The sequence below is a fragment of the Marinobacter suaedae genome (genome assembly GCF_030519635.1).
GTDB lineage: Bacteria > Pseudomonadota > Gammaproteobacteria > Pseudomonadales > Oleiphilaceae > Marinobacter > Marinobacter suaedae.
The window spans coordinates 1909841-1929574 of record NZ_JAUMIS010000001.1 but is presented as its reverse complement, the minus strand read 5'-3'; the positions used below and the strand labels follow the sequence as shown (position 1 = coordinate 1929574).

Here is a 19734-nt window from a genome sequence, read left to right as displayed (position 1 = left end):
TTGCTCAAGACAAAACTCAATTTCGACGAGTCACTGTCCTGATATTTCGTATCCGAAATACCTCGGCCAGCGCCCACACGAATTACTTGGTTAACTTTTTAAAGAACGTTGAGCCGTTGCTCATCAAGGCCGCGTATTCTACAGTGAACCGCCACCTTGTCAACCGTTGTTTTGAAGTAATTTTCGAGGCTTTCAACAAGCGTTCAAACTACTCAAATCGTCCGGCTTGCTCCGAAGAGCGAGGCGCGCATTCTACAGTGAACCGCCGCCCTGTCAACCACCTTTTTGAAGAACTTGAAAACTCAAATTTCTCCAACCTTTTCAGGCAGTTGCCGCTTCCGAACCGACCCCGTTTGGCGTCGTGTCCGTCAGAAGTGGGGCGCATTCTACAGCCCTCAGGAAAACTGTCAACGCCGGATTTGAGAAAACCTCAAATCCGGCGGAAAACACCTATGTAGTGATCAAAACTCGAGCAATCTTCTTCTTGCCAGCCTGGATCACACACTCATCACCTTCTTTAAAGAGGCGATTACCCTCAAACTGCTGACCGTCGACATAAACAGCACCACGACCAAGAACATCACGTGCCGCCGCACCGTTTTTCACCAGACCTGCCAGACGAAGAACCGCCGCCATAGGAATTTCTGACTGACCATCGAGAGAAACCTCAACCGCTGGCACGTCTTCCGGAATCTCACCATGCGCTACGCGATTGCCGGCGGACTTGTGAGCATTCTTAGCCGCCTCTTCGCTGTGGAAGCGGGTAATAATTTCTTCCGCAAAGAGCTTTTTATAGTCCTGGGGATTCGCGCCCGACTCGACCGCCTTACGGAAACCCTCAACCTCATCCATGGGACGCAAGCTCAGCAATTCAAAGTAGCGCCACAGCAGCTCATCGGGCATTGAGAGAAGCTTGGTGTACATCTCTCCCGGGGCATCATTCACACCCACATAGTTACCCAGCGACTTCGACATCTTCTGGACACCATCGAGCCCCTCAAGGATAGGCATGGTGAGGATGGCCTGTGGAGTTTGGCCATAATGCTTCTGAAGGATACGCCCCATCAGAAGATTAAACTTCTGATCGGTACCGCCAAGCTCAACATCGGCCTCCAGCGCGACGGAATCGTATCCCTGAACCAGCGGGTAGAGAAACTCATGGATGGCGATGGACTGCTCTGCCCTGTAACGCTTGGTGAAATCGTCACGCTCGAGCATACGGGCAACCGTATACTGCCCGGCCAGCTTGATCATGTCGGCCGCGCTCATCTTGCCCATCCACTCGGAATTGAACACCACACGCGTCTTGGCCGGATCAAGAATCTTGAACACCTGCTCTTTATAGCTCACGGCGTTATCGGCAACCTGCCGCTCAGTCAACGGCGGACGAGTCGCACTCTTGCCGGTGGGATCGCCGATCATCCCGGTAAAATCGCCAATCAGAAAAATGACCTCATGCCCAAGATCCTGAAACTGACGCAGCTTATTAATAAGGACGGTATGCCCGAGGTGCAGGTCCGGAGCCGTGGGATCAAATCCAGCCTTGATGCGCAGCGGCCGCCCCTCCTTCAGCTTTTCAATCAGCCCTTCTTCCGGAATCAGTTCGTCAACGCCGCGCTTGATTACGGCCAACGCCTCATCGATAGATGACATGAACAACACATCCCCAATTAGATCTAGTTGGAATCGCTTGGTTACAGACTTCTACAAAAGAAATCTGTGAGTTACCCACACTCCTGCTAAAGTGCATTCGGTCAGTTTTTGTACAATACTGAACTGGTAAGGCGGCACATTATAGCAACGCCGTCTAAAGAAATCCGGAGGATGGAACAGTTACCGTAATGTTCCACGCTGTCCCGCATGCATTTTATACGGTAACCTGTTGGTTTCTCACTTGAACCACAGCTTTAAATAGGCAATTTAAACTGCCGGAATACCGATTAAAACGGGTGCGATACGTGTTTAATATGTTTCCCAAGACCCACATTACCATTGCCGCAACAGCGACGGTTTTAGTGACTTCCGCTGTGCTGATGAGCCCAAGCTCTGATGTAGAGGCCAAACGCATGTCTTACTCGCTCGACCTGAATCAGGGAACAGCGACCGTAAGTGGCCCGGCACAGGCTTCTACCGCAAAGAATTCCGAGGAAGTCGCCACGGTTGACGCGCAGACACCCGCTCAGGAACAGCAGGCCGCTGTGACACAGACCGCCGCCCAGCCGGCAGAGCCCGAGACACCCCCGGCGCCACTACTCGACTGGCAAACCTATAAAATCAAATCAGGGGACACCCTGTCTTCCCTGTTCAAGAAGGCCGGCCTCAACGACGGCATCATGCTGTCGGTCATTCATGGTGACGGCAAAGCCGACGAACTCCAGCGCCTGTACGCCGGGGAGACCATCCGCTTTGCCCGGGATTCCGTTGGTGAGCTGGCGGCTGTCGAGCTTCAGCGCAGCAAGCTTGAATCGCTGATGATTGAAAAAACAGACGAGGGCTACTCGGGCAAAAGCGTAATCCGCGAACCGGAAGTCCAGCAGGCGTTCGCATCTGGCACCATTGACGGCTCCCTTTACCTGGCCGCTCGGGAAGCCGGACTGAACGATCGATTGACCATGGAACTGGCCGGTATTTTTGGCTGGAACATCGACTTTGTTTACGACGTTCGCCAGGGCGATCAGTTTGAAGTGGTGTATGAAGAACTGTTCCTTGATGGTGAAAAACTCGAGAACGGTCGCATCCTCTCCGCTCGCTTCATTAACCAGGGCGAGGAAAACGTCGCGCTGCTGTATACCGACAGCAACGGAGACAGCGACTACTACGCTCCCGACGGCAAGAGCATGCGTAAGGCGTTCCTGCGCACACCGATCAACGCGCGGGTTTCTTCGCCGTTTAACCTTCAGCGTCGTCACCCGGTCTTGAACGTGGTTCGCCCCCACGAGGGAACCGACTACGGCGCCCCGACCGGCACGCCGATTAAAGCGGCAGGCGTTGGGCGCGTTCAGTTTGCCGGCTGGAAAGGTGGCTATGGCCGAACCGTTGTTCTGCAGCACGGCGACAACATTACCACCCTGTACGCCCACATGAGCCGCCTGGGCAAAGGCATCAAGAAAGGTGCCCGGGTCAAGCAGGGCGAGACCATTGGTTACGTTGGCGCTTCCGGCATGGTGACCGGCCCGCACCTGCATTACGAGTTCCGGGTCAACGGTGTGCCACGTAACTCACGCAGGGTTAAGCTGCCGGAAGCGAAGCCGGTACCAGCGACTGAACTGGCTCGCTTCAAGGAACACACCCAGCAGCACCTGGCACGACTGGAAACTTTCCGCGAGAACTATCAGCAACTCGCTCTCGCGACCGACGAGTAACAGACATGGACGCTTGGCTCGGCCTGATGTCGGGCACCAGCATGGACGGCATCGACGCTGTGCTGGTGTCCTTTGATGGCCCGACCGTGAACCTTCACGGAACCCAAACTCTCAGTTTTCCCGACAACATCCGGCACCGGCTTCTGGCAGTTAGCCAGAACCAGGGATCGCCGGATGAAGTTGGAGAACTCGATACAATCATCGGCTCACTGTTTGCCGACGCCGCCAACCAAGTGATCGAACGATCGGGCATCGACCGCCCGTCGATTCGCGCCATAGGCAGCCATGGCCAGACTATCCGCCATCAACCCGATGGCTTCGCACCGTTCTCCATCCAGATCGGCAATCCGGCGGTAATTGCAGAAAAAACCGGTATTACAACCATTGCCGACTTCAGGCGCCGGGATATAGCGGCCGGTGGTCAGGGTGCACCTTTGGTCCCCGCGTTTCACAAGGCATTCTTTGGCTCAGCAGATCAGGACCGATGCATCCTGAATCTAGGCGGCATTGCCAACATCACCTGGATTCCATGCACTGGTCAGCAACCAATCACCGGTTTTGACACAGGCCCTGCCAATGCGCTGATTGACGCATGGTGCCACAATCAACTTGGCCTCCCCTACGACTCCGATGGCCACTGGGCGCAAGAGGGCATGGTAGACAAACGCCTGTTGGAAGACATGTTGTCCGATGCCTATTTTACCCGGCCTGCGCCGAAGAGCACTGGAAAGGAGCGTTTCAACCTGGGCTGGGTGAAAACAATGATCCAGCGGCATGAGGACCTGGGCCCGGCGGATGTACAGCGCACACTTCTGCAACTCACTGTTGAAAGCATTGTCCGCCAGCTACCGGATGCATCGAACTCGCAGATTTACGTGTGTGGAGGAGGAACGAAAAACCCGCTACTGATGTCGGAACTGGCTAAAGCGCTGCAACCGACCAAAGTATCATTGACCAGCGAATTGGGGCTCGATCCTCAGTGGGTTGAGCCGGTCGCGTTTGCGTGGCTGGCCGAGCGAGCGCTATCCGGACGCTCAGGAAACCTTCCAGACGTTACGGGAGCCAAAGGTGAACGCATCCTCGGGGCGATATACCAGGCCTGAGACCCGATATAAAAAGGGCAGAAACAAAAAAAAGGAGAGCTCTTGCTCTCCTTTTTTACTTTCAGGGTTACGATCAGATCGAGAACGAGCTGCCACACCCGCAGGTGGCACTGGCATTGGGGTTTTGCACCACAAACTGCGAGCCCTGCAGACCTTCCTGATATTCGATGGTGGCACCTACAAGATACTGGTAGCTCATCGGGTCCACCAGCAGACTCACACCATCGCGCTCAACCACGGTGTCTTCCTCATCCTGCTCTTCATCGAATGAGAAGCCATACTGGAAGCCGGAGCAGCCACCGCCAGTGACAAACACCCGAAGCTTGAGTTTCGGGTTTTCCTCTTCCTCAACCAGTTCCCGCACCTTGGCAACGGCACTGTCGCTGAAGAAAAGTGGTGCGGCCATTTGCTGCTGAACAACGCTCAACTTTGCCTCCGGAATGGTTTAGAACAATGGTGAAAAGTATCGTATTCCCGACTAAAACAATCAACTATTCGGATTTACCACCATCCTCGGCACCGGCGAGCGCTGCTTCGGCCTCAGGTGCCTTGTCAGCCTTACGCTTGCTCGAGGCATCGGTCAGCAATCCAACCGGTTCCTGCTGATGCACGAGATTGCCGTTGACCGAGGCGCCCATGGCCATCTCGATCAGGTTGTAATAGACGTTACCGCTGATCGCGGCGTTTTCTGCCAGCTCGAGATGAGTGGAAGAATAAACGTCGCCGTGGACCTTGCCATTGATAATCACGTGCGGGGCCACGATGTCGCCGGCAATGTCGCCAATCTCGGAAATACGCAGCACCGCTTCGCTGCCTTCTTCCGCCACCACTTTCCCACGCACTTGCCCGTCAACGTGCAAGCCGCCGGAAAACGTGATGTCGCCATCGACCGTGGTCTTGGCAGAAATCAGCGTGTCAAAATTGCCAGCCGGACGCCGGGGTTTCTGCTTTTTCTTGCGAAGCATGTTAATTCTCCGTTAAGTCATCCCAATCGAAAGTTCGTTCTGCCTGCGAGGATTTCTTACTTTGAGCTCGCGCCACTACTTGCACTTCACGCGGTTCAAACCCTTCCGGTAACACGAGCAACCCCTCCACATCCTGGAAATAACGGAAGCGGAATTTCACACCGAGGTCCTCGATATCCTGAGACAGGTCGCGCAAGGCGATGACTTCTTTTTCTTCGTCGCGCAGGCCGATGACATTCACTGCCACCACACCTGCGATGTAGCTTTTATTATTACCCACCTGGGTCAGTGTCAGCTTGAAATCGTAGGCACCCGGCTGCGGGTCGCTGGCCAGAGTGAAGCTGTCCACCTGGAGACCTTTGCTGGTCTCGGAGGGGGCCATGATGTTTTTATAGAAAGTCAGATCGGATTTCAGTGATGCGATCTGGGTTTCGAGCTCAACAATGGTGGTTCGGGCACGGTTGAGGGCCTGTTTATCAATGAGCCGTCCGCGATCCAGATTAGCCAGCTGCTGGCTAGTTTCCGCGTACTTGTCCTGAAGCGTCTCCAGTTCATCCGCCAGCACCTCGTTGGAGGCAGCCACAGCAGAGAACCGAAAGCCCCCCTGAGACATGCCCACGGTGAAACCGATCGCTCCCGCGAGCAGGCTGAACGTCAGCAGTATCAGGGTACGTCGCACCCGATACCCGGGACGATGCCGAACAACCACATATTCCTGTTCCGGCTTACGCTTGTCGACCACAGAACCCCCTACGGCAGAAACGCCGGGGCATCCAGCCCCTGGGTTTCCGTCAGTCCGAACATGATATTCATGTTCTGAACCGCTTGGCCGGCCGCCCCTTTCACCAGATTGTCGATCACGGAGGAGACGATCACGATATTACTGTCCTCCTGCCGGTGCAGAGCCATACGGCAATGATTGGCTCCGCGCACACTGCGGGTTTCCGGGTGACTGCCCTGAGGCATGACATCGACAAACGGCTCATTGCGGAAGCGATCTTCAAACAGATCCTGGAGACGACCAAAATCGGTCGGATCCTTCAGCTCGGCATACAGGGTTGCCTCGATGCCGCGAATCATCGGAACCAGGTGCGGGACAAACGTCACTCCCACGGAAACCCCGGCCGCCTCTGACAGCCCCTGCCGGATCTCGGGCAGGTGCCGGTGCCCGGAAGCGCCGTAGGCCTTGAAGCTTTCACCAACTTCACCGTGCAACATGCCGACTTTGCCCTGACGACCGGCGCCACTGGCCCCGGATTTCGCATCGGCAATCAGGCGAGCCGGATCCACCAGATCGTTCTCCACCAGCGGCAGGAATCCCAGCTGGATAGCGGTGGGGTAACACCCCGGATTTGCCACCAACTGCGCCTCCCGAATGGCGTCGCGCGCCACTTCCGGCAGCCCATATACCGCCTTGTCCGCCCATTCAGCACTTTCATGGGGCATGCCATACCAGTTGGCCCAGACTTCAAGGTCTTTTAGACGGAAGTCCGCCGACAAGTCCACCACCCGTACACCGGCAGCGATCAGCTCGGGCGCCATACGCATGGCAACACCATGAGGGGTGGCAAAAAATACCACATCGCAGGCCTTCAGCATGTCGGCATCGGGCTCGGAAAAGGCCAGGTCGTAGTGCCCCCGCAGATTCGGATACAGATCGGCTACCGGCAAACCGGCTTCCGAACGGGAGGTAATGCAACTGACGGAAACCTCCGGGTGGGTAGCCAGCAGCCGGAGCAATTCCACTCCGGTATAGCCTGTTCCACCTACGATGCCTGCTTTTATCACGTTGTACTCCAGCGACGCGGTTTGAGTGTGTTGATTGAGGCGTAGTCTACCATGATAAACCAATGACTTATTGCAGCCCGCCAGCCTACCGTTACAATGTTGCCAGAAAATGCTGTAACCCCACAGTAAACAAGCGGAATCCCTGCGTTGATCCATAAATTCTGGCGACATATAACCGACTACGCGACGACGGCTTTCCGAAACCGTCTGTCCGGCGTTGATGCCTTACCCCAACTGGCTGTCCTGGGACTGCTGTCTGGCATCATTACCGGTGCGGTGATCCTGGTGTTTCGCTTCGCCATAGAGTGGCCACTGGAGCACTTTCTGCCTGGGGCAAGTGCCGAATCCTTTGAGGAGCTGACACCGCTCACCCGTGGTGTGCTGCCAATGGCTGGCGCTCTGTTACTAGGCCTGATGCTTCATCGCCTGGCCATCAATGATCGCAAGGTGGGGATTGTTCACGTCATGGAACGGCTGAACTATCACCAGGGCTACATGTCCTTTCGCAGTGCGGTGGTGCAGTTTGTCTCGGGCGTCGCGACAGTCATCACCGGTCAGTCTTCCGGCCGTGAGGGCCCGGCTGTTCATCTTGGCGCGACGTTTTCCAGCATGATGGGTCAGTGGATGCGCCTGCCCAACAACAGCATCCGAACTCTGGTCGCCTGCGGCTGCGCTGCCGCCATTTCCGCGTCCTTCAACACGCCGATATCGGGAGTTATCTTTGCCATGGAAGTGGTGATGATGGAGTACACCATCGCCGGCTTTACCCCGATCATCCTGGCCGCCGTAAGTGCGGCCGTAGTGACCCACGCGGTCTACGGTCCGGAGCCGGCATTCAACGTCCCCGCCCTGACTATGAACTCTTTGCTGGAGATCCCCTGGATACTGGCCATTGCCCTGGTCATTGGCGTGGCAGCCGCGTTGTTCATTCACCTGGTGGATACCATGGGGCGTTTTCACAAGCGGCCGGTACTGGGCAGGATCGCAGTGGCCGGGTTGATCATGGTGCCGTTTGCGCTTGTGGTACCGCAGACCATGGGCATCGGCTACGACACGGTCAACGACACCATCAATGGTCAACTTGGTTTCTGGTTCCTGCTGATCGTCGGCATTGCCAAGCTCCTCAGCACCTCGCTCACCATTGGACTGGGCATGCCCAGCGGTGTGATTGGCCCCACCCTGTTCATGGGGGCCACACTGGGGGCTGCGATGGGGCTGATCGGCGCCGTGATCGCGCCGCAGCAAGCCTCGTCGGTCGGCTTTTACGCCATGCTGGGCATGGGGGCAATGATGGGGGCGGTGCTTCAGGCGCCCCTGGCCGCGCTGATGGCATTGATGGAACTCACCCGGAACCCCAATATCATTCTGCCGGGTATGTTGATCATCACCACCGCCACCCTGGTGACCAGTGAAGTGTTCGGCAAGAAATCCCTGTTTCTGACCATTCTCAAGAGCCAGGGACTCAGCTATCAGAACTCCCCGGTGATTCAGGCACTGCGGCGGGTTTCAGTCGGCGCGATTATGGAACGGAACATTTTGCGGACCGAGCGGCACCTCAGTCCGGAGCAGGCCAGGGAAACCCTGAAATCTGAGCCCAAGTGGCTGGTGGTTGAGGGTAAAAATGGCCCGACGTCGGTGCTGCCTGCGGTCGATCTGGCACGCTTCCTTGAGGACAATGAGAAGCCGGAGCATGCCGACCGGGCGCCCTTGGAATCCATCGACCTGATGAACATCCCGGCCAATCGACGGGATGTAGCCCCGGTCCAGTACCAGGCCACGCTGGAAGAAGCGTTGCACCAGTTCGACACCACCAACGCCGAGGCGCTGTACGTGCAAAGGCACGTGGCACCGATGATTCAGCGGATCTACGGCATCGTGCTGAAATCCGACATCGAAAGTTACTACCAATACCGACGGAGCTGATACATGCTGTGGGTCAAGGCCTTTCATATTATCGCGATGGTGTGCTGGTTCGCCGGCCTGTTCTACCTGCCCCGGCTGTTCGTGTACCACGCCAACTGCGAGGACACGGCAGGCCGCGAGCGGTTCAAGATCATGGAGCGGAAACTGTATCGGGGTATCACCACCCCATCCATGATTGCCACCGTGATTCTGGGCCTGTGGCTGATCGGCTACAACCCATCGGGTTACGTTTCCCAGGGGTGGATGCACGCCAAACTGCTGCTTGTGGCGTTACTGATTGCCTATCATTTCTATTGCGGCCATCTGGTCAAAGTGTTCCGGGATGATCAGAATCAGCGCAGTCACGTGTTCTATCGCTGGTTCAATGAACTGCCGGTGCTGGTGTTGCTCGCGGTGGTCATACTGGTCGTCGTCAAACCGTTCTGAGGAGTCGCGCCATCAAACTGCACAATCGCCCCCAGGTCCTGATCCTGTCCGGTCTGGATCCATCCGGCGGCGCCGGCATTCAGGCCGATATCCAGGCCTGCACGTCGCTGGGCTGTCATCCACTGCCAGTCGTCACCTGCCTGACCGTCCAGGATACCGTTAACGTGTATGAGGCAGAGGCTGTGGACGCCGAGCTGATTCGGCGGCAGCTGACATGCCTGGTCGGCGATACACCGATCCACGCCGTGAAAACCGGCGCGCTGGGCAACGCAGCCATTGTCGATGTGCTGGTGGACTTCCTCAAAGACTATCCAGACGCGCCGGTGATTACCGACCCGGTGATCAAGGCCGCCGGCGGCGGCGACCTGGCGGACACGGACCTGGTCAAGGCCATGAAGGAGCGCCTGTTCCCGCTGGCTGAAATGATCACTCCGAATGGGGAAGAGCTGGCGATTCTCGGGGATGATGCCAATCCCGAGCTGGCGGCCCGGAAGCTGCTGGACGCAGGCTGTTCCTCCGTACTCGCCACCGGCGGTCATGGCACGGGAATCCACATCACCAACACCCTGTTCAACCACGCTCCGGAACCCATGAGCTGGGAAGTCGAGCGCGTGGGTGGGGTCTATCACGGCACCGGCTGCACCCTGGCAGCCGCCATCGCCGCTGGTCGCGCCTGCGGCCTGTCACCCCGGGCGGCCATCTCCCAGGCACAGAACTACGTGCACCGGGCCATCCTGCACGCACTGGAAGTGGGCAAAGGCCAGCCAGTGCCGGACCGGGGTATTCCCTGGGAACGGTGAGTAAGGCGATGAGCAAAGGCTTGCGTCCCGGCCTGTATGCCGTGACAGACACAACCCTGACCCCACCGGATACTCTGCTTGCCTCCGTAGAAGCCGCACTGCGCGGTGGGGCGGTTTTGATACAATACCGGGAAAAGCAGGCGCCGGAGGCCGAACGCCTCAGGCAAGCCCGGGATCTGCAGGCCCTGTGCCGGAATGCCGGCGTGCCGCTGCTGATCAACGACGATGCCGACCTGGCTCGGCGCTGCGGAGCAGCCGGTGTTCATCTCGGCCAGGGCGACATGGCGGCCACCCGGGCACGGAGCATCCTTGGTGAACAAGCCATCATTGGGGTGACCTGCCATTCAGAGCTGGAGCTGGCCGCCAACGCTTGCGAAGCGGGCGCGGACTATCTGGCCTTTGGCCGTTTTTTCCCATCCGGAACCAAACCGGACGCCCCGGCCGCACGGGCCTCGGTTCTGACCAGGGCAAAAGCATTCGGTCGTCCGGTCTCCGCCATCGGTGGCATCACCATCGACAATGGTACGCCGCTGATTCAAGCCGGCGCTGATCTGCTGGCGGTGATTGGCGGCCTGTTCGGTGGTTCTATCGACGACATCGAGCAGCGGGCGAAGAAGTTCTCCCGGCTGTTTGAACAACATCATCCTCTTTTTTCATTACCCAGATAACAGGAAAAACACCCATGACACATTCCGAAACGCTGTTCACGGAAGCCCAGAAATACATTCCTGGCGGGGTGAATTCCCCGGTCCGGGCTTTTCGGGGCGTGGGCGGCACCCCAATTTTCTTCAAGCACGCCGAAGGTGCCTACCTGTTCGACGAGGACGACCGTCGCTACATTGACTACATCGGGTCCTGGGGTCCGATGATCCTCGGGCATGCCGATCCTCGGATCAAGGAAGCCCTGCACGCCCAGGTCGATATGGGCATTGGCTACGGAGCCCCAACCGCCATCGAAACCGACATGGCCCAGAAGGTCTGCGAACTGGTGCCATCTATTGATCTGGTACGCATGGTCAACTCCGGCACGGAAGCGACCATGAGCGCAATTCGCCTGGCCCGGGGCTACACCGGTCGCGACAAGATCGTGAAGTTTGAGGGTTGCTACCACGGGCACGTGGATTCCTTGCTGGTGAAAGCCGGCTCCGGCGCCCTGACGCTGGGTGTTCCCAACTCACCCGGTATTCCGGCCAGCCTGGCCGAGCACACCCTGACCCTGAACTTCAACGACATCGACGGCGTCCGGGAAACCTTCGCCCAAATGGGCGATCAGATTGCCGCCATTATCGTTGAGCCGGTGGCCGGCAACATGAACTGCATCCCGCCAGTACCCGGTTTCCTGGAGGGTCTGCGCGAGGTATGCGACGAGCACGGTACAGTACTCATCTTTGACGAAGTCATGACCGGATTCCGGGTGTCCCTGGGCGGGGCTCAGGGCTATTACGGCGTAACGCCCGATCTGACCGCCCTCGGTAAAGTCATCGGTGGTGGCCTGCCGGTCGGCGCCTTTGGCGGCAAGCGCGAGATCATGGAGCACATCGCGCCACTTGGCCCGGTCTATCAGGCCGGCACATTGAGCGGTAACCCGCTGGCGATGCGCGCGGGTCTAGCGACACTCAACGCCATTTCCGAGCCCGGCTTCCACGACCGCCTGACCGAAAAAACCAACGCGGTCCGTGATGGCATCAAGGCTGCCGCTGATGAGGCCGGCATCCCGCTCACCGTGCAGGGCGCCGGCGCCATGTTCGGTTTCTTCTTTACCGACGAACCGTCAGTGACCCGGTTTGATCAGGTGATGGCGTGCGATGTGGAACGCTTCAAGCGATTCTTCCAGGGCATGCTGAAGGAAGGCGTCTACCTGGCACCCTCAGCGTTCGAAGCAGGCTTCACCAGCGCGGCACTGACCGACGATGACATCGAACACACCATTGTCGCGGCTCGCAAGGTGATGGCTACCCTGTAAGCACACCTTCCGGATGCGCGCCTGGCTCGATGCCGGCGCTCAACAGCCCCCGGCCTGCGGGCCGGGGTCAGAAGCTGGCTTCGAGGGACGCCATGAAGGTATGGCGCTGGTAATCGTAACGATCTATCCGGCTGTTATTGTCCTGAATCTCCCACTCGGCCCGAACCAGCCATCGATCGGAAAGTCGCTGCTCAGCGAACAGGCCCGTTTCGAACCAGCGGTCGACACGTTGCTGTTCCTCCACTGCAGCCTCCTCAACAGGTGCGTCCGTCTCAAGCAGGCGATGGGGATCCCGGTAACGGCTGTACTGGTAGCCACCGGACCAACCCGCTGTCAGCTGTGAACTCACCGGGTAACGGAGACTCAGTGCCAGCTCATGGCGCCGAGGGGACACACTGTAAAATTCATCCCCGGCCACAAAGTCGGCACGGTTGTTCAGCTCGAAGCTGTACTCCCCCCGCCAATACCAGGCACCGAATGGTCGTCGCGCGGTCAACCTGAGTTTGTACCACTGGCCATCATAGGCTTCAAAGGCCTCACCACCGGCAACCTGGGCGACCGCAAGCGACACCCCACAGCGGGACAATCCCAGAAATTGGTCACAGTTGCTCCACTGCTGGAAGCCTTCCAGGCCGTATCGCCGCTCAAACACGTCGGTGTCGAACCAGGACTGGCTGAAGGTCACCCCCCCACCCCGGGTACCCGACCCATGGGGCACAATCCAAAGCACGTCTGAGGCAATAAGGGAGGTATTGAACTCCGCCTCGGAGGGGTAGCGCCGACTGTAGACGACGCCATCCAGGCGCAACTCTCCGGAACCAATCTCTGCCAGTCCCACCGAACCGGTACCCAACAGTTCAGCAAATCCGCCACCTTCACTGGCTACGCTGGTGTCAGGCAGCCCGGCAATGTTGCTGTCATAGCCACCCGCGGCGATCAGGTAGGCATTGGGAGGGGTAAGGGCATAGCCATCGCTGAGCCCACTCCGACCCAGCTTCTGTAATTGCAGATCCGCCATCGCTTGCAGCTGATCGGGTGACCGGGAGTTCAGGGTTTGTTCGAACCATGCGCGGGCAGCAGTGGTATCTCCCTGCTTAAGCGCAACCAGGCCCAGGTTGTAGGTGGCGAGGGGGCGATGTTTGGTGTCGAGCAGAGCGCGAAATGTTTCTTCAGCTAAGGAGTAATCGGCGAGGCGGTAATAAACAACCCCCAGATTGTAAAGCAGGGGGGCGGATTCAAGGCCACCGGTTCGGGCGCTTTCAAAGGCGCGACGAGCCTCGTTCAGATCTCCCGATTGGAAGTTCCTCACTCCCTGTTTGAAGGCGTCAGCCGGAGTGTTCGAGTCGTCCGCAAGTACGGCGCTGGAGGCAAGAGCAAACAGCCAGCTGCCCAAAATCAGCCGATTAACCAGCAAGAGCCTTCTCCGGTTCAGATACGACACCGAAACATCAGTAAAAATGAACCGACATTCCGCCCTACATTACCGAAGAGTATAAGAATGGGGGCATCAAGAAAAGCGCAATGCAGGCCGAAGCGATACTGTTCACCGGCCTGACTGGGACGCGATTCTTCAGGGCGTAGGCGTTTCAGGCCGGTTTGTTGAAGCGTCCGGACGATCCAGGGACAGATCTTGCCGTGCGTCCCGTCTGGCCTCAATGGCATCATCTGGACGAACATCTTCAGGACGCTCAATAGTATCCTTGCGTCCGGTCACATCACGGGCATCCCGCGCGGCTGCGTGAGCGGCATCCCGTTGATCCATACCCTTGGCGGCACGCTCATTGGCATTGTCACGGCCCGTAGAAGGAACCGACGGCACTGGCCGGGGCAACTCAATCTCCTGCACGACCGAATTCGTCAGGTCCGAATCATCCAGGACCATTCGCATCGTTACATCCAGATCATCCGCGGCCTGACTCACAGTCGATGCCATCAGCCCGACGATCAGAGTCAAAACCGGCAGCATTAACGTCGATGCCGAACCTAAGCGTTTCACGACGCAGGTACCTCCTCAACAGCAGGTTGGTACTTGGGGATCGCTCCCCGGAAAATCTTTTGGCGTTCGCCGGTATCCAGTTTGGCCACCAGTTCACCGGTACCCGGGAACAGAACCTTCAACGGCAACGCCAGAACGTTGTCGCCCGCATCCAGACTCACCTGCCAGCTCAACTCCTGACGACCAGGCCAGGATGCGAGTTCCACATTGGGTGGCAACTGAATGGTAAGAGTGACGTTCTCCAGGGGCTCACCGGAATGGAAGGCCAGGCGAACCGTTTGTTCGACCGGGTCATTATACACGGCCTGGACATCATCGGGCTGACTGGCCTGAACCGCTTGCGAATCCACGACGCCTACGCCGTCAGGCTCGCCCTGGTTACCGCCCATGAACACACCGAGGGAAACCCCCATCGCCAGGGCTGCTGCAATCGCGCCCCCCATCACACGATGGCTCCAGTTTCCGGAGGCAACCTGGGACTGCTTGGTGGCCGCCGCCAGCACCCGTGATTCAAAGCCTGCCGAAGCCGGTGGAATCTGCAGGCGGTGCTGGAGCATGTCCCTGAGGGTTTGTTCAGACTCGATCAGAGACTGGCAGGAAGCGCAGCCACGCAGGTGCTGGGCAACAATCTTGTTGCGCTCAGCTGGCAGCTCATTGTTCATGTAAGCACCGAGGCTCACGCGTATTTCCCGACACGTCATAATGCTCTCCTCACTTCCCCACACGCTCTGCCTGAGGAATAGGTTCCAGTTCCCTTTGAATTTTTTTTCTGAGTGCCGCTCGGCAGCGATGCAAACGGGATTTCACGGTACCGAGGGGGATATCAAGCACATCGGCGATATCTTCCTGTCGCCAGCCATCGACGTCGTGGAGCAGAACCAGTGCGCGCTGGTCCGGCGGCAGGGTCGCAATGACCCGATCCAGCGCAGGTCCCAGGCGCGACTGCTCCAGCAGGAGATCCGGTCCCAAGTGGTCCGATTCAAGACTGTCCAGCCAGTCGGCCTGGGCGTCCGCCTCGACGAGTTCGCTCAGCGGCATATCGCCCTGGCGGGATTTGCGGCGGACCTGATCGATGAAATGACGATAAAGGACGCGATTGAGCCACGGACGCAGTTGCTCCACCGCTTCGAGTTCGTCGAGGCGGGGATACAGTTTGACGATCACATCCTGCACCAGATCTTCCGCGTCCTGCTGCTGGCCTGCGAGTCGATAGGCGAACCGATAGAGCACATCCAGATGAGGCTGGATCAAGAGCTCGAAACGGCGGGATTTGGACTGCCTGAAAGGAATAAGGGACAAAACCGCTACTACCTGAAAGTGGTTTCTTTACAGCCAAGCAGTTTATACCAAGGGAGCTGACGTTGACCTGACTGTTCCTTTTTTATGGTCGTTTATGAGGAAAGGTTAACAAAACGGACAGAACTTTTTGGGGGGTACCAGCGTTAGGATAGCGTCCACGTTTGACATTGATTTACATAATAGCAACTGCCCAAGGGGGTTTTATGAACCGTATCATCCGCGTTTTCACCGTTTCAGCGCTGGCAGCAGGTATCGCCGCGTGTGGTGGCGGCAATGACACCGGCAGCACAGGGACTGTGTCCATCGGCCTGACCGACGCACCGGCCCTGAAGTTTTCCAACGTCACCATCGCCTTTACCGGAATGGCGCTGAAGCCTGAAGGTGGCAAATGGATTGAGTTCGATTTCCCGCAGAACAAAACCTGGAACCTGCTGGAACTGCAGGGTGGCCTGAGTGAGCCGCTAATCACCGACGAAGAGATTCCCGCCGGTCCCTACAGCGAAGTCCGCCTGCTCATCGATACGTCACAGTCCTTTGTGAACCTGGCCAGCGCGCCTGATGTTCCCAAGACTCTGGCGGTACCCTCCGGCGAACAAAGTGGCCTGAAGCTGAAGGGTGAGATGGTGGTTGCGGCGGACACCACAACCGACTTCACCATCGACTTCAACGTTCAGGAGTCCATCGTAGATCCGGAAGGACAGTCCCTGGCGGATTACCTGCTCAAGCCCACCCTGAGACTGGTTAACAACTTGGAAGTTGGCTCGATTTCCGGACTGGTCGACTATGGCACAATCCTGCAGGAACCGGGCGGCTGTTCAGAGGATTATGAGGGCGCAGTCTATGTTTATCAGGGCGCAGACATTGCACCAACAGATCTGAACGTAAATCTGGAAGATAGTGGCCCGCTGATGACCATCCCTGTGTCAAACCCGAACCAAAACAGTTTGTACGAGTACACTGCGGCCTTCCTGACGGAAGGTCAGTATACGGTGAGCTACAGCTGCCAGCTGGATGACAACGGCACCACGGAACAACTGGAGTTTCTCGGTACCCAGACGGTTACCGTCGTAGCAAACACGGAGACCAAGGCAGAGACCATCCCACTGGTCCCCTGAGCCAACAGGCAAGAAAAACCCCGCTATGAGCGGGGTTTTCATATCCGATTTAGCTCGACGGTCAAAGCGCCGAGGCCCTTTCCTCAGCCTGATCTGCGCCCGCCACATTCCCTCTTGCCCGGCGAATATCCGCCAGCAACAGCCAGCCGGCACGCTGCATTCTCGCGTCGCTGCCAGACACCGACAGCCCTTTGAGGGCAAACTGCTCTGCGGTTCCCAACTGCTCATTCACCACATAGGCCTGGGACAACTTGTAGTAAACCGCAGCCGAGCGCGGCGAAATCCGCTGGGCGCGTTCCAGGCGCCCCAGCGCCGCAGGCACGTTACCCTGGGCCAGCAAGGCATCGGCTTCCCGCACCAGACTCAGAGCCGCCGGGGACATCTGCTCACCGGAATCCCGATAGCTGGGCCCGCTGCTGCGCGGCGTCCGGTCCACGGGCTCCGAAGGCTCAACCATCGTCGGCTGCTCGCTTTTCCGGTAAACCGGAGCGGTCTCGGTGCGCTGTTCAGTTCGGGGTGGTTCCGGAGCCTGACTCGGCTGCCCACCCACCGGCACGTAAATCGACTCTCCCGGAGCTGAGGCACAGCCCGCCAGCACCAGCATGGCAATGGCTACTGGAAGCCCTGAAACGTGTTTCTTAATCATTGAAACAATCCTTCAAACCAACCTTTGATTCGTCTCTGAAGTACGCCTGAACAGGAAACCTCCTGGGTAGGCTCACTGCCAGTTATGAACGGCACCAGCCGGGCATTGTCGCAGTATTCGTCGGTCAGTGCCTGCCGGTCTCCGTTGACCCAGTGATATTTCACCCCATCCGGCATCACCGGCGAAAAGCCGTGCTGGGGCACCTGCGCCATAAACCGTGACCAGACGGGCAAGGCACCACTGGCACCGGTCAGTGAAGTCGCGCCGTTATCGTCACGCCCTACCCAGGCCACCGCCAGCAGATCACCACTGAACCCTGCGAACCAGGAGTCCCGGCCATCGTCTGTGGTTCCGGTCTTGCCCGCCAGAGCCAGCTCTTTGGGCACACTATAGTAAGCCGAGCGCCCGGTCCCCTCGCGCATGGTTTCCTGCATGGCATACTGCAACAGGTGCACCGCCGCCGGATCCGCCACCTGATCAACGGCGAGATTGTACCGGCTAAGCGCGTTGCCCTGTGCATCAGTCACTTCCCGTATGGTACGCAGTGGCGTGTTGAATCCTGAGGTGGCGAGCCCTTGATACATCTGAGCCACAGTCACCGGACTCATGGAAACAGCGCCCAGCAACATGGACGGGTACTCGGGTATGTCGGATCCCACCCCAAAGTCCTGCAGGATCTCACGCACCTCACGAACCCCGACATCCAGCCCTACCCTCACCGCCGGCAGGTTATAAGAGCGGGACAGCGCTTCGTGCAGGGGGACCGCGCCACGCTCCTTGCCGTCATAGTTCTTCGGTTCCCAGCGGCGGCCGTCTTCGAATTCCAGCGCAAAGGACTTGTCCTGCACCGGGCTGATCAGGGTATAGCGCTCCGGGTGTTCCAGCGCAGCCATATAAATGAACGGCTTGATCAGGGAACCGATCAGCCGGTTGGCATCCAGCGCCCGGTTGAAACCGGCAAACTGCGGATCACGCCCACCCACCAGGGCCAGCACCTCGCCGCTGTCCTTGGCGGTGACCACCAGGGCGGCTTCCAACTCCTTTGCATTCGCGAGCCGGGGCAAGGTATCGGTAACAGCGTACTCGGCTGCGTACTGGATGGCCGGATTCAGGGTGGTAAAAATCCGGAGCCCCTCGCTGCGCAGATCCTCTTCCCGATAATCCCGCGCCAGGTGGCGACGCACCAGGTCAATGTAAGCCGGATAACGGTTTTCGGAATACGACGGCCGCTCACTGACCCCAAGCGGCATGCCCCGCGCCCGTGCCGCGGTGACCGAATCGATCAGCTCCGCATCCTCCATTTCCGAAATCACCAGATTCCGGCGACTGGTCGCCCGTTCCGGGTGCCGGCGGGGGTTGTAATAACTGGGTCCTTTGACCATCCCGACCAGCAGGGCGATCTGATGTATCTGCAAGTCCTGCAGCCGTTCACCAAAGAAGAACTGACTGGCCAGACCAAAACCGTTGATGCTCCGGGTGCCAGCCTGCCCGAGATACACTTCGTTGAGGTAAGTTTCGAGAATGTCGTCCTTCTCATAATGCAGCTCCAGCAGGATCGACATCAGTGCTTCATTGCCCTTGCGCAGCAGGGTCTGCTCCCGGGTCAGGTAAAAGTTTTTCACCAGCTGCTGCGTCAGGGTACTGCCGCCCTGGACCACCCTGCCAGCCCGGATGTTCGCCAGCATGGCCCGGGCGATGGACATGGGCGCGATACCGAAGTGATCGTGGAAATTGCGATCCTCAATGGTCAGCAACGTGGCCGTCAGTAGCTCGGGGACATCCTGCAGTTGCACGAGGACCCGATCTTCCTTGTGGGCCGGGTAGATGCCGCCGATCTGGGCCGGTTCCAGCCGCACAATCGGTGACTGATCCCCCCGCATGACGGAAAATTTCTCGACCCGGTCACCGTAGATACTGAGCGCCAACTGGCGCTTGGGCTCTGCGCCATCCGGAAACGTGAAGCCCCGGGTACTGATCAAGAACCGGCCACCATTGCGCTGGTAACTGCCCGATCTGGATCCATCGCCCTTGCGAAAGCCCGACAGCTTCAACTCGCGCTCCAGGGCACCGGCACTGACACTGGCTCCCTCATACAGTTCCAGCGGACGAGCGTATACCCGTGAGGGCACTTCGAAGCGCCGCCCCTCAAAACGGGACGTCACCACGGCATCCAGGTAGACCATCCAGCAGGCGAGCAGCACCGCGCCAAAAATGGCCAGACGCAAAAACGTTCGCCAGAACCAGGGACGACGCTGGTTTTTTGGTGATTTTTTCGGGGATTTTCGTTTTTTTCCGGAGGGTGCGGTCGACTTTTTCATGGCCGGCATTATACCGAATGGGATTGTGAC

20 protein-coding genes are annotated in these 19734 nt (G+C 58.2%); 9 read left to right on the top strand and 11 right to left on the bottom strand.

Annotation, left to right across the window (positions count from 1 at the left end):
- Nucleotides 1–458 (top strand): hypothetical protein (locus QVZ43_RS08805; protein WP_302909619.1); only part of this gene is annotated, 458 nt, incomplete at its 5' end.
- On the opposite strand, the gene tyrS is transcribed toward QVZ43_RS08805, so the two are convergent.
- Nucleotides 451–1653 carry a tyrosine--tRNA ligase gene (gene tyrS, locus QVZ43_RS08800; RefSeq protein WP_302909618.1) on the bottom strand — a complete coding sequence of 401 codons (1203 nt, stop codon included), beginning with the start codon at nucleotides 1651–1653 and terminating at the stop codon, nucleotides 451–453. The genes QVZ43_RS08805 and tyrS overlap by 8 nt on opposite strands.
- Before the next feature lie 305 nt (nucleotides 1654–1958).
- On the opposite strand from tyrS, the gene QVZ43_RS08795 reads away from it, so the two are divergent.
- Nucleotides 1959–3362, top strand: coding sequence for an OapA family protein (locus QVZ43_RS08795; protein WP_223795930.1), 1404 nt, complete (start codon nucleotides 1959–1961; stop codon nucleotides 3360–3362).
- Between the two features lie 5 nt (nucleotides 3363–3367).
- On the top strand, nucleotides 3368–4465 hold the full coding sequence (locus tag QVZ43_RS08790) for an anhydro-N-acetylmuramic acid kinase (RefSeq protein ID WP_223795929.1): 1098 nt from the start codon (nucleotides 3368–3370) through the stop codon (nucleotides 4463–4465).
- Between the two features lie 73 nt (nucleotides 4466–4538).
- On the opposite strand, the gene erpA is transcribed toward QVZ43_RS08790, so the two are convergent.
- From erpA to argC, 4 genes are all read right to left on the bottom strand, one after another.
- Entirely contained in the window at nucleotides 4539–4871 is a 333-nt protein-coding gene (erpA, locus tag QVZ43_RS08785) for an iron-sulfur cluster insertion protein ErpA (protein WP_223795937.1), read from the bottom strand.
- Between the two features lie 85 nt (nucleotides 4872–4956).
- Nucleotides 4957–5430 (bottom strand): bactofilin family protein, encoded by a 474-nt coding sequence (locus QVZ43_RS08780; protein ID WP_302909617.1) that lies wholly within the window; start codon nucleotides 5428–5430, stop codon nucleotides 4957–4959.
- A 1-nt stretch (nucleotide 5431) separates the two neighbouring features.
- Nucleotides 5432–6172 (bottom strand): DUF6776 family protein, encoded by a 741-nt coding sequence (locus QVZ43_RS08775; protein ID WP_223795927.1) that lies wholly within the window; start codon nucleotides 6170–6172, stop codon nucleotides 5432–5434.
- Between the two features lie 8 nt (nucleotides 6173–6180).
- On the bottom strand, nucleotides 6181–7218 hold the full coding sequence (gene argC / locus QVZ43_RS08770) for an N-acetyl-gamma-glutamyl-phosphate reductase (RefSeq protein ID WP_223795926.1): 1038 nt from the start codon (nucleotides 7216–7218) through the stop codon (nucleotides 6181–6183).
- Between the two features lie 150 nt (nucleotides 7219–7368).
- Here argC and QVZ43_RS08765 point away from each other — a divergent pair, with 150 nt between their 5' ends.
- Genes QVZ43_RS08765 through hemL form a run of 5 tightly spaced genes read left to right on the top strand, consistent with a single transcriptional unit; the run spans nucleotide 7369 to nucleotide 12330 of the window.
- Nucleotides 7369–9141 (top strand): chloride channel protein, encoded by a 1773-nt coding sequence (locus QVZ43_RS08765; RefSeq protein ID WP_302909663.1) that lies wholly within the window; start codon nucleotides 7369–7371, stop codon nucleotides 9139–9141.
- A 3-nt stretch (nucleotides 9142–9144) separates the two neighbouring features.
- Nucleotides 9145–9567 (top strand): protoporphyrinogen oxidase HemJ, encoded by a 423-nt coding sequence (gene hemJ / locus QVZ43_RS08760; RefSeq protein ID WP_302909616.1) that lies wholly within the window; start codon nucleotides 9145–9147, stop codon nucleotides 9565–9567.
- A gap of 41 nt (nucleotides 9568–9608) precedes the next feature.
- Nucleotides 9609–10367, top strand: coding sequence for a bifunctional hydroxymethylpyrimidine kinase/phosphomethylpyrimidine kinase (thiD, locus tag QVZ43_RS08755; protein WP_302909662.1), 759 nt, complete (start codon nucleotides 9609–9611; stop codon nucleotides 10365–10367).
- Nucleotides 10355–11035, top strand: a complete 681-nt coding sequence (thiE, locus tag QVZ43_RS08750; RefSeq protein ID WP_420890908.1) for a thiamine phosphate synthase — start codon at nucleotides 10355–10357, stop codon at nucleotides 11033–11035. The genes thiD and thiE overlap by 13 nt, the downstream gene beginning before the upstream one ends.
- Before the next feature lie 14 nt (nucleotides 11036–11049).
- A complete protein-coding gene (gene hemL / locus QVZ43_RS08745) occupies nucleotides 11050–12330 on the top strand; it encodes a glutamate-1-semialdehyde 2,1-aminomutase (RefSeq protein WP_302909614.1) in 1281 nt (426 codons plus the stop codon).
- Between the two features lie 67 nt (nucleotides 12331–12397).
- On the opposite strand, the gene QVZ43_RS08740 is transcribed toward hemL, so the two are convergent.
- The 4 genes from QVZ43_RS08740 to QVZ43_RS08725 all read right to left on the bottom strand — a co-directional run bounded on the left by QVZ43_RS08740 (nucleotide 12398) and on the right by QVZ43_RS08725 (nucleotide 15625).
- Nucleotides 12398–13744: a tetratricopeptide repeat protein gene (locus QVZ43_RS08740; protein WP_302909613.1), complete on the bottom strand. Its 1347-nt coding sequence runs from the start codon at nucleotides 13742–13744 to the stop codon at nucleotides 12398–12400.
- A 156-nt stretch (nucleotides 13745–13900) separates the two neighbouring features.
- On the bottom strand, nucleotides 13901–14326 hold the full coding sequence (locus QVZ43_RS08735; RefSeq protein ID WP_302909612.1) for a hypothetical protein: 426 nt from the start codon (nucleotides 14324–14326) through the stop codon (nucleotides 13901–13903).
- A complete protein-coding gene (locus tag QVZ43_RS08730; RefSeq protein ID WP_302909611.1) occupies nucleotides 14323–15027 on the bottom strand; it encodes an anti-sigma factor family protein in 705 nt (234 codons plus the stop codon). Before QVZ43_RS08730 ends, QVZ43_RS08735 begins: the two co-directional genes overlap by 4 nt.
- Nucleotides 15028–15037: 10 nt before the next feature.
- The gene (locus QVZ43_RS08725) at nucleotides 15038–15625 is read right to left on the bottom strand and encodes an RNA polymerase sigma factor (RefSeq protein WP_302909610.1); all 588 of its coding nucleotides are present in this window, start codon (nucleotides 15623–15625) and stop codon (nucleotides 15038–15040) included.
- 203 nt (nucleotides 15626–15828) lie between these two features.
- Here QVZ43_RS08725 and QVZ43_RS08720 point away from each other — a divergent pair, with 203 nt between their 5' ends.
- Nucleotides 15829–16740, top strand: a complete 912-nt coding sequence (locus QVZ43_RS08720; protein ID WP_302909609.1) for a DUF4382 domain-containing protein — start codon at nucleotides 15829–15831, stop codon at nucleotides 16738–16740.
- A 61-nt stretch (nucleotides 16741–16801) separates the two neighbouring features.
- Here the strand turns inward: QVZ43_RS08720 and QVZ43_RS08715 are convergent, their stop codons facing one another.
- Nucleotides 16802–17386, bottom strand: coding sequence for a hypothetical protein (locus QVZ43_RS08715; RefSeq protein ID WP_302909608.1), 585 nt, complete (start codon nucleotides 17384–17386; stop codon nucleotides 16802–16804).
- The gene (gene mrcB, locus QVZ43_RS08710; protein ID WP_302909607.1) at nucleotides 17383–19704 is read right to left on the bottom strand and encodes a penicillin-binding protein 1B; all 2322 of its coding nucleotides are present in this window, start codon (nucleotides 19702–19704) and stop codon (nucleotides 17383–17385) included. Before mrcB ends, QVZ43_RS08715 begins: the two co-directional genes overlap by 4 nt.
- Nucleotides 19705–19734 lie beyond the last annotated feature (30 nt).

Excerpts from the sequence above, each read along its gene's own strand:
- tyrS (WP_302909618.1), bottom strand. The coding sequence starts at position 1,653 with ATGTCATCTATCGATGAGGCGTTGGCCGTAATCAAGCGCGGCGTTGAC.
- QVZ43_RS08790 (WP_223795929.1), top strand. The coding sequence starts at position 3,368 with ATGGACGCTTGGCTCGGCCTGATGTCGGGCACCAGCATGGACGGCATC.
- erpA (WP_223795937.1), bottom strand. The coding sequence starts at position 4,871 with ATGGCCGCACCACTTTTCTTCAGCGACAGTGCCGTTGCCAAGGTGCGG.
- QVZ43_RS08780 (WP_302909617.1), bottom strand. The coding sequence starts at position 5,430 with ATGCTTCGCAAGAAAAAGCAGAAACCCCGGCGTCCGGCTGGCAATTTT.
- hemJ (WP_302909616.1), top strand. The coding sequence starts at position 9,145 with ATGCTGTGGGTCAAGGCCTTTCATATTATCGCGATGGTGTGCTGGTTC.
- hemL (WP_302909614.1), top strand. The coding sequence starts at position 11,050 with ATGACACATTCCGAAACGCTGTTCACGGAAGCCCAGAAATACATTCCT.
- QVZ43_RS08730 (WP_302909611.1), bottom strand. The coding sequence starts at position 15,027 with ATGACGTGTCGGGAAATACGCGTGAGCCTCGGTGCTTACATGAACAAT.
- QVZ43_RS08720 (WP_302909609.1), top strand. The coding sequence starts at position 15,829 with ATGAACCGTATCATCCGCGTTTTCACCGTTTCAGCGCTGGCAGCAGGT.
- QVZ43_RS08715 (WP_302909608.1), bottom strand. The coding sequence starts at position 17,386 with ATGATTAAGAAACACGTTTCAGGGCTTCCAGTAGCCATTGCCATGCTG.
- mrcB (WP_302909607.1), bottom strand. The coding sequence starts at position 19,704 with ATGAAAAAGTCGACCGCACCCTCCGGAAAAAAACGAAAATCCCCGAAA.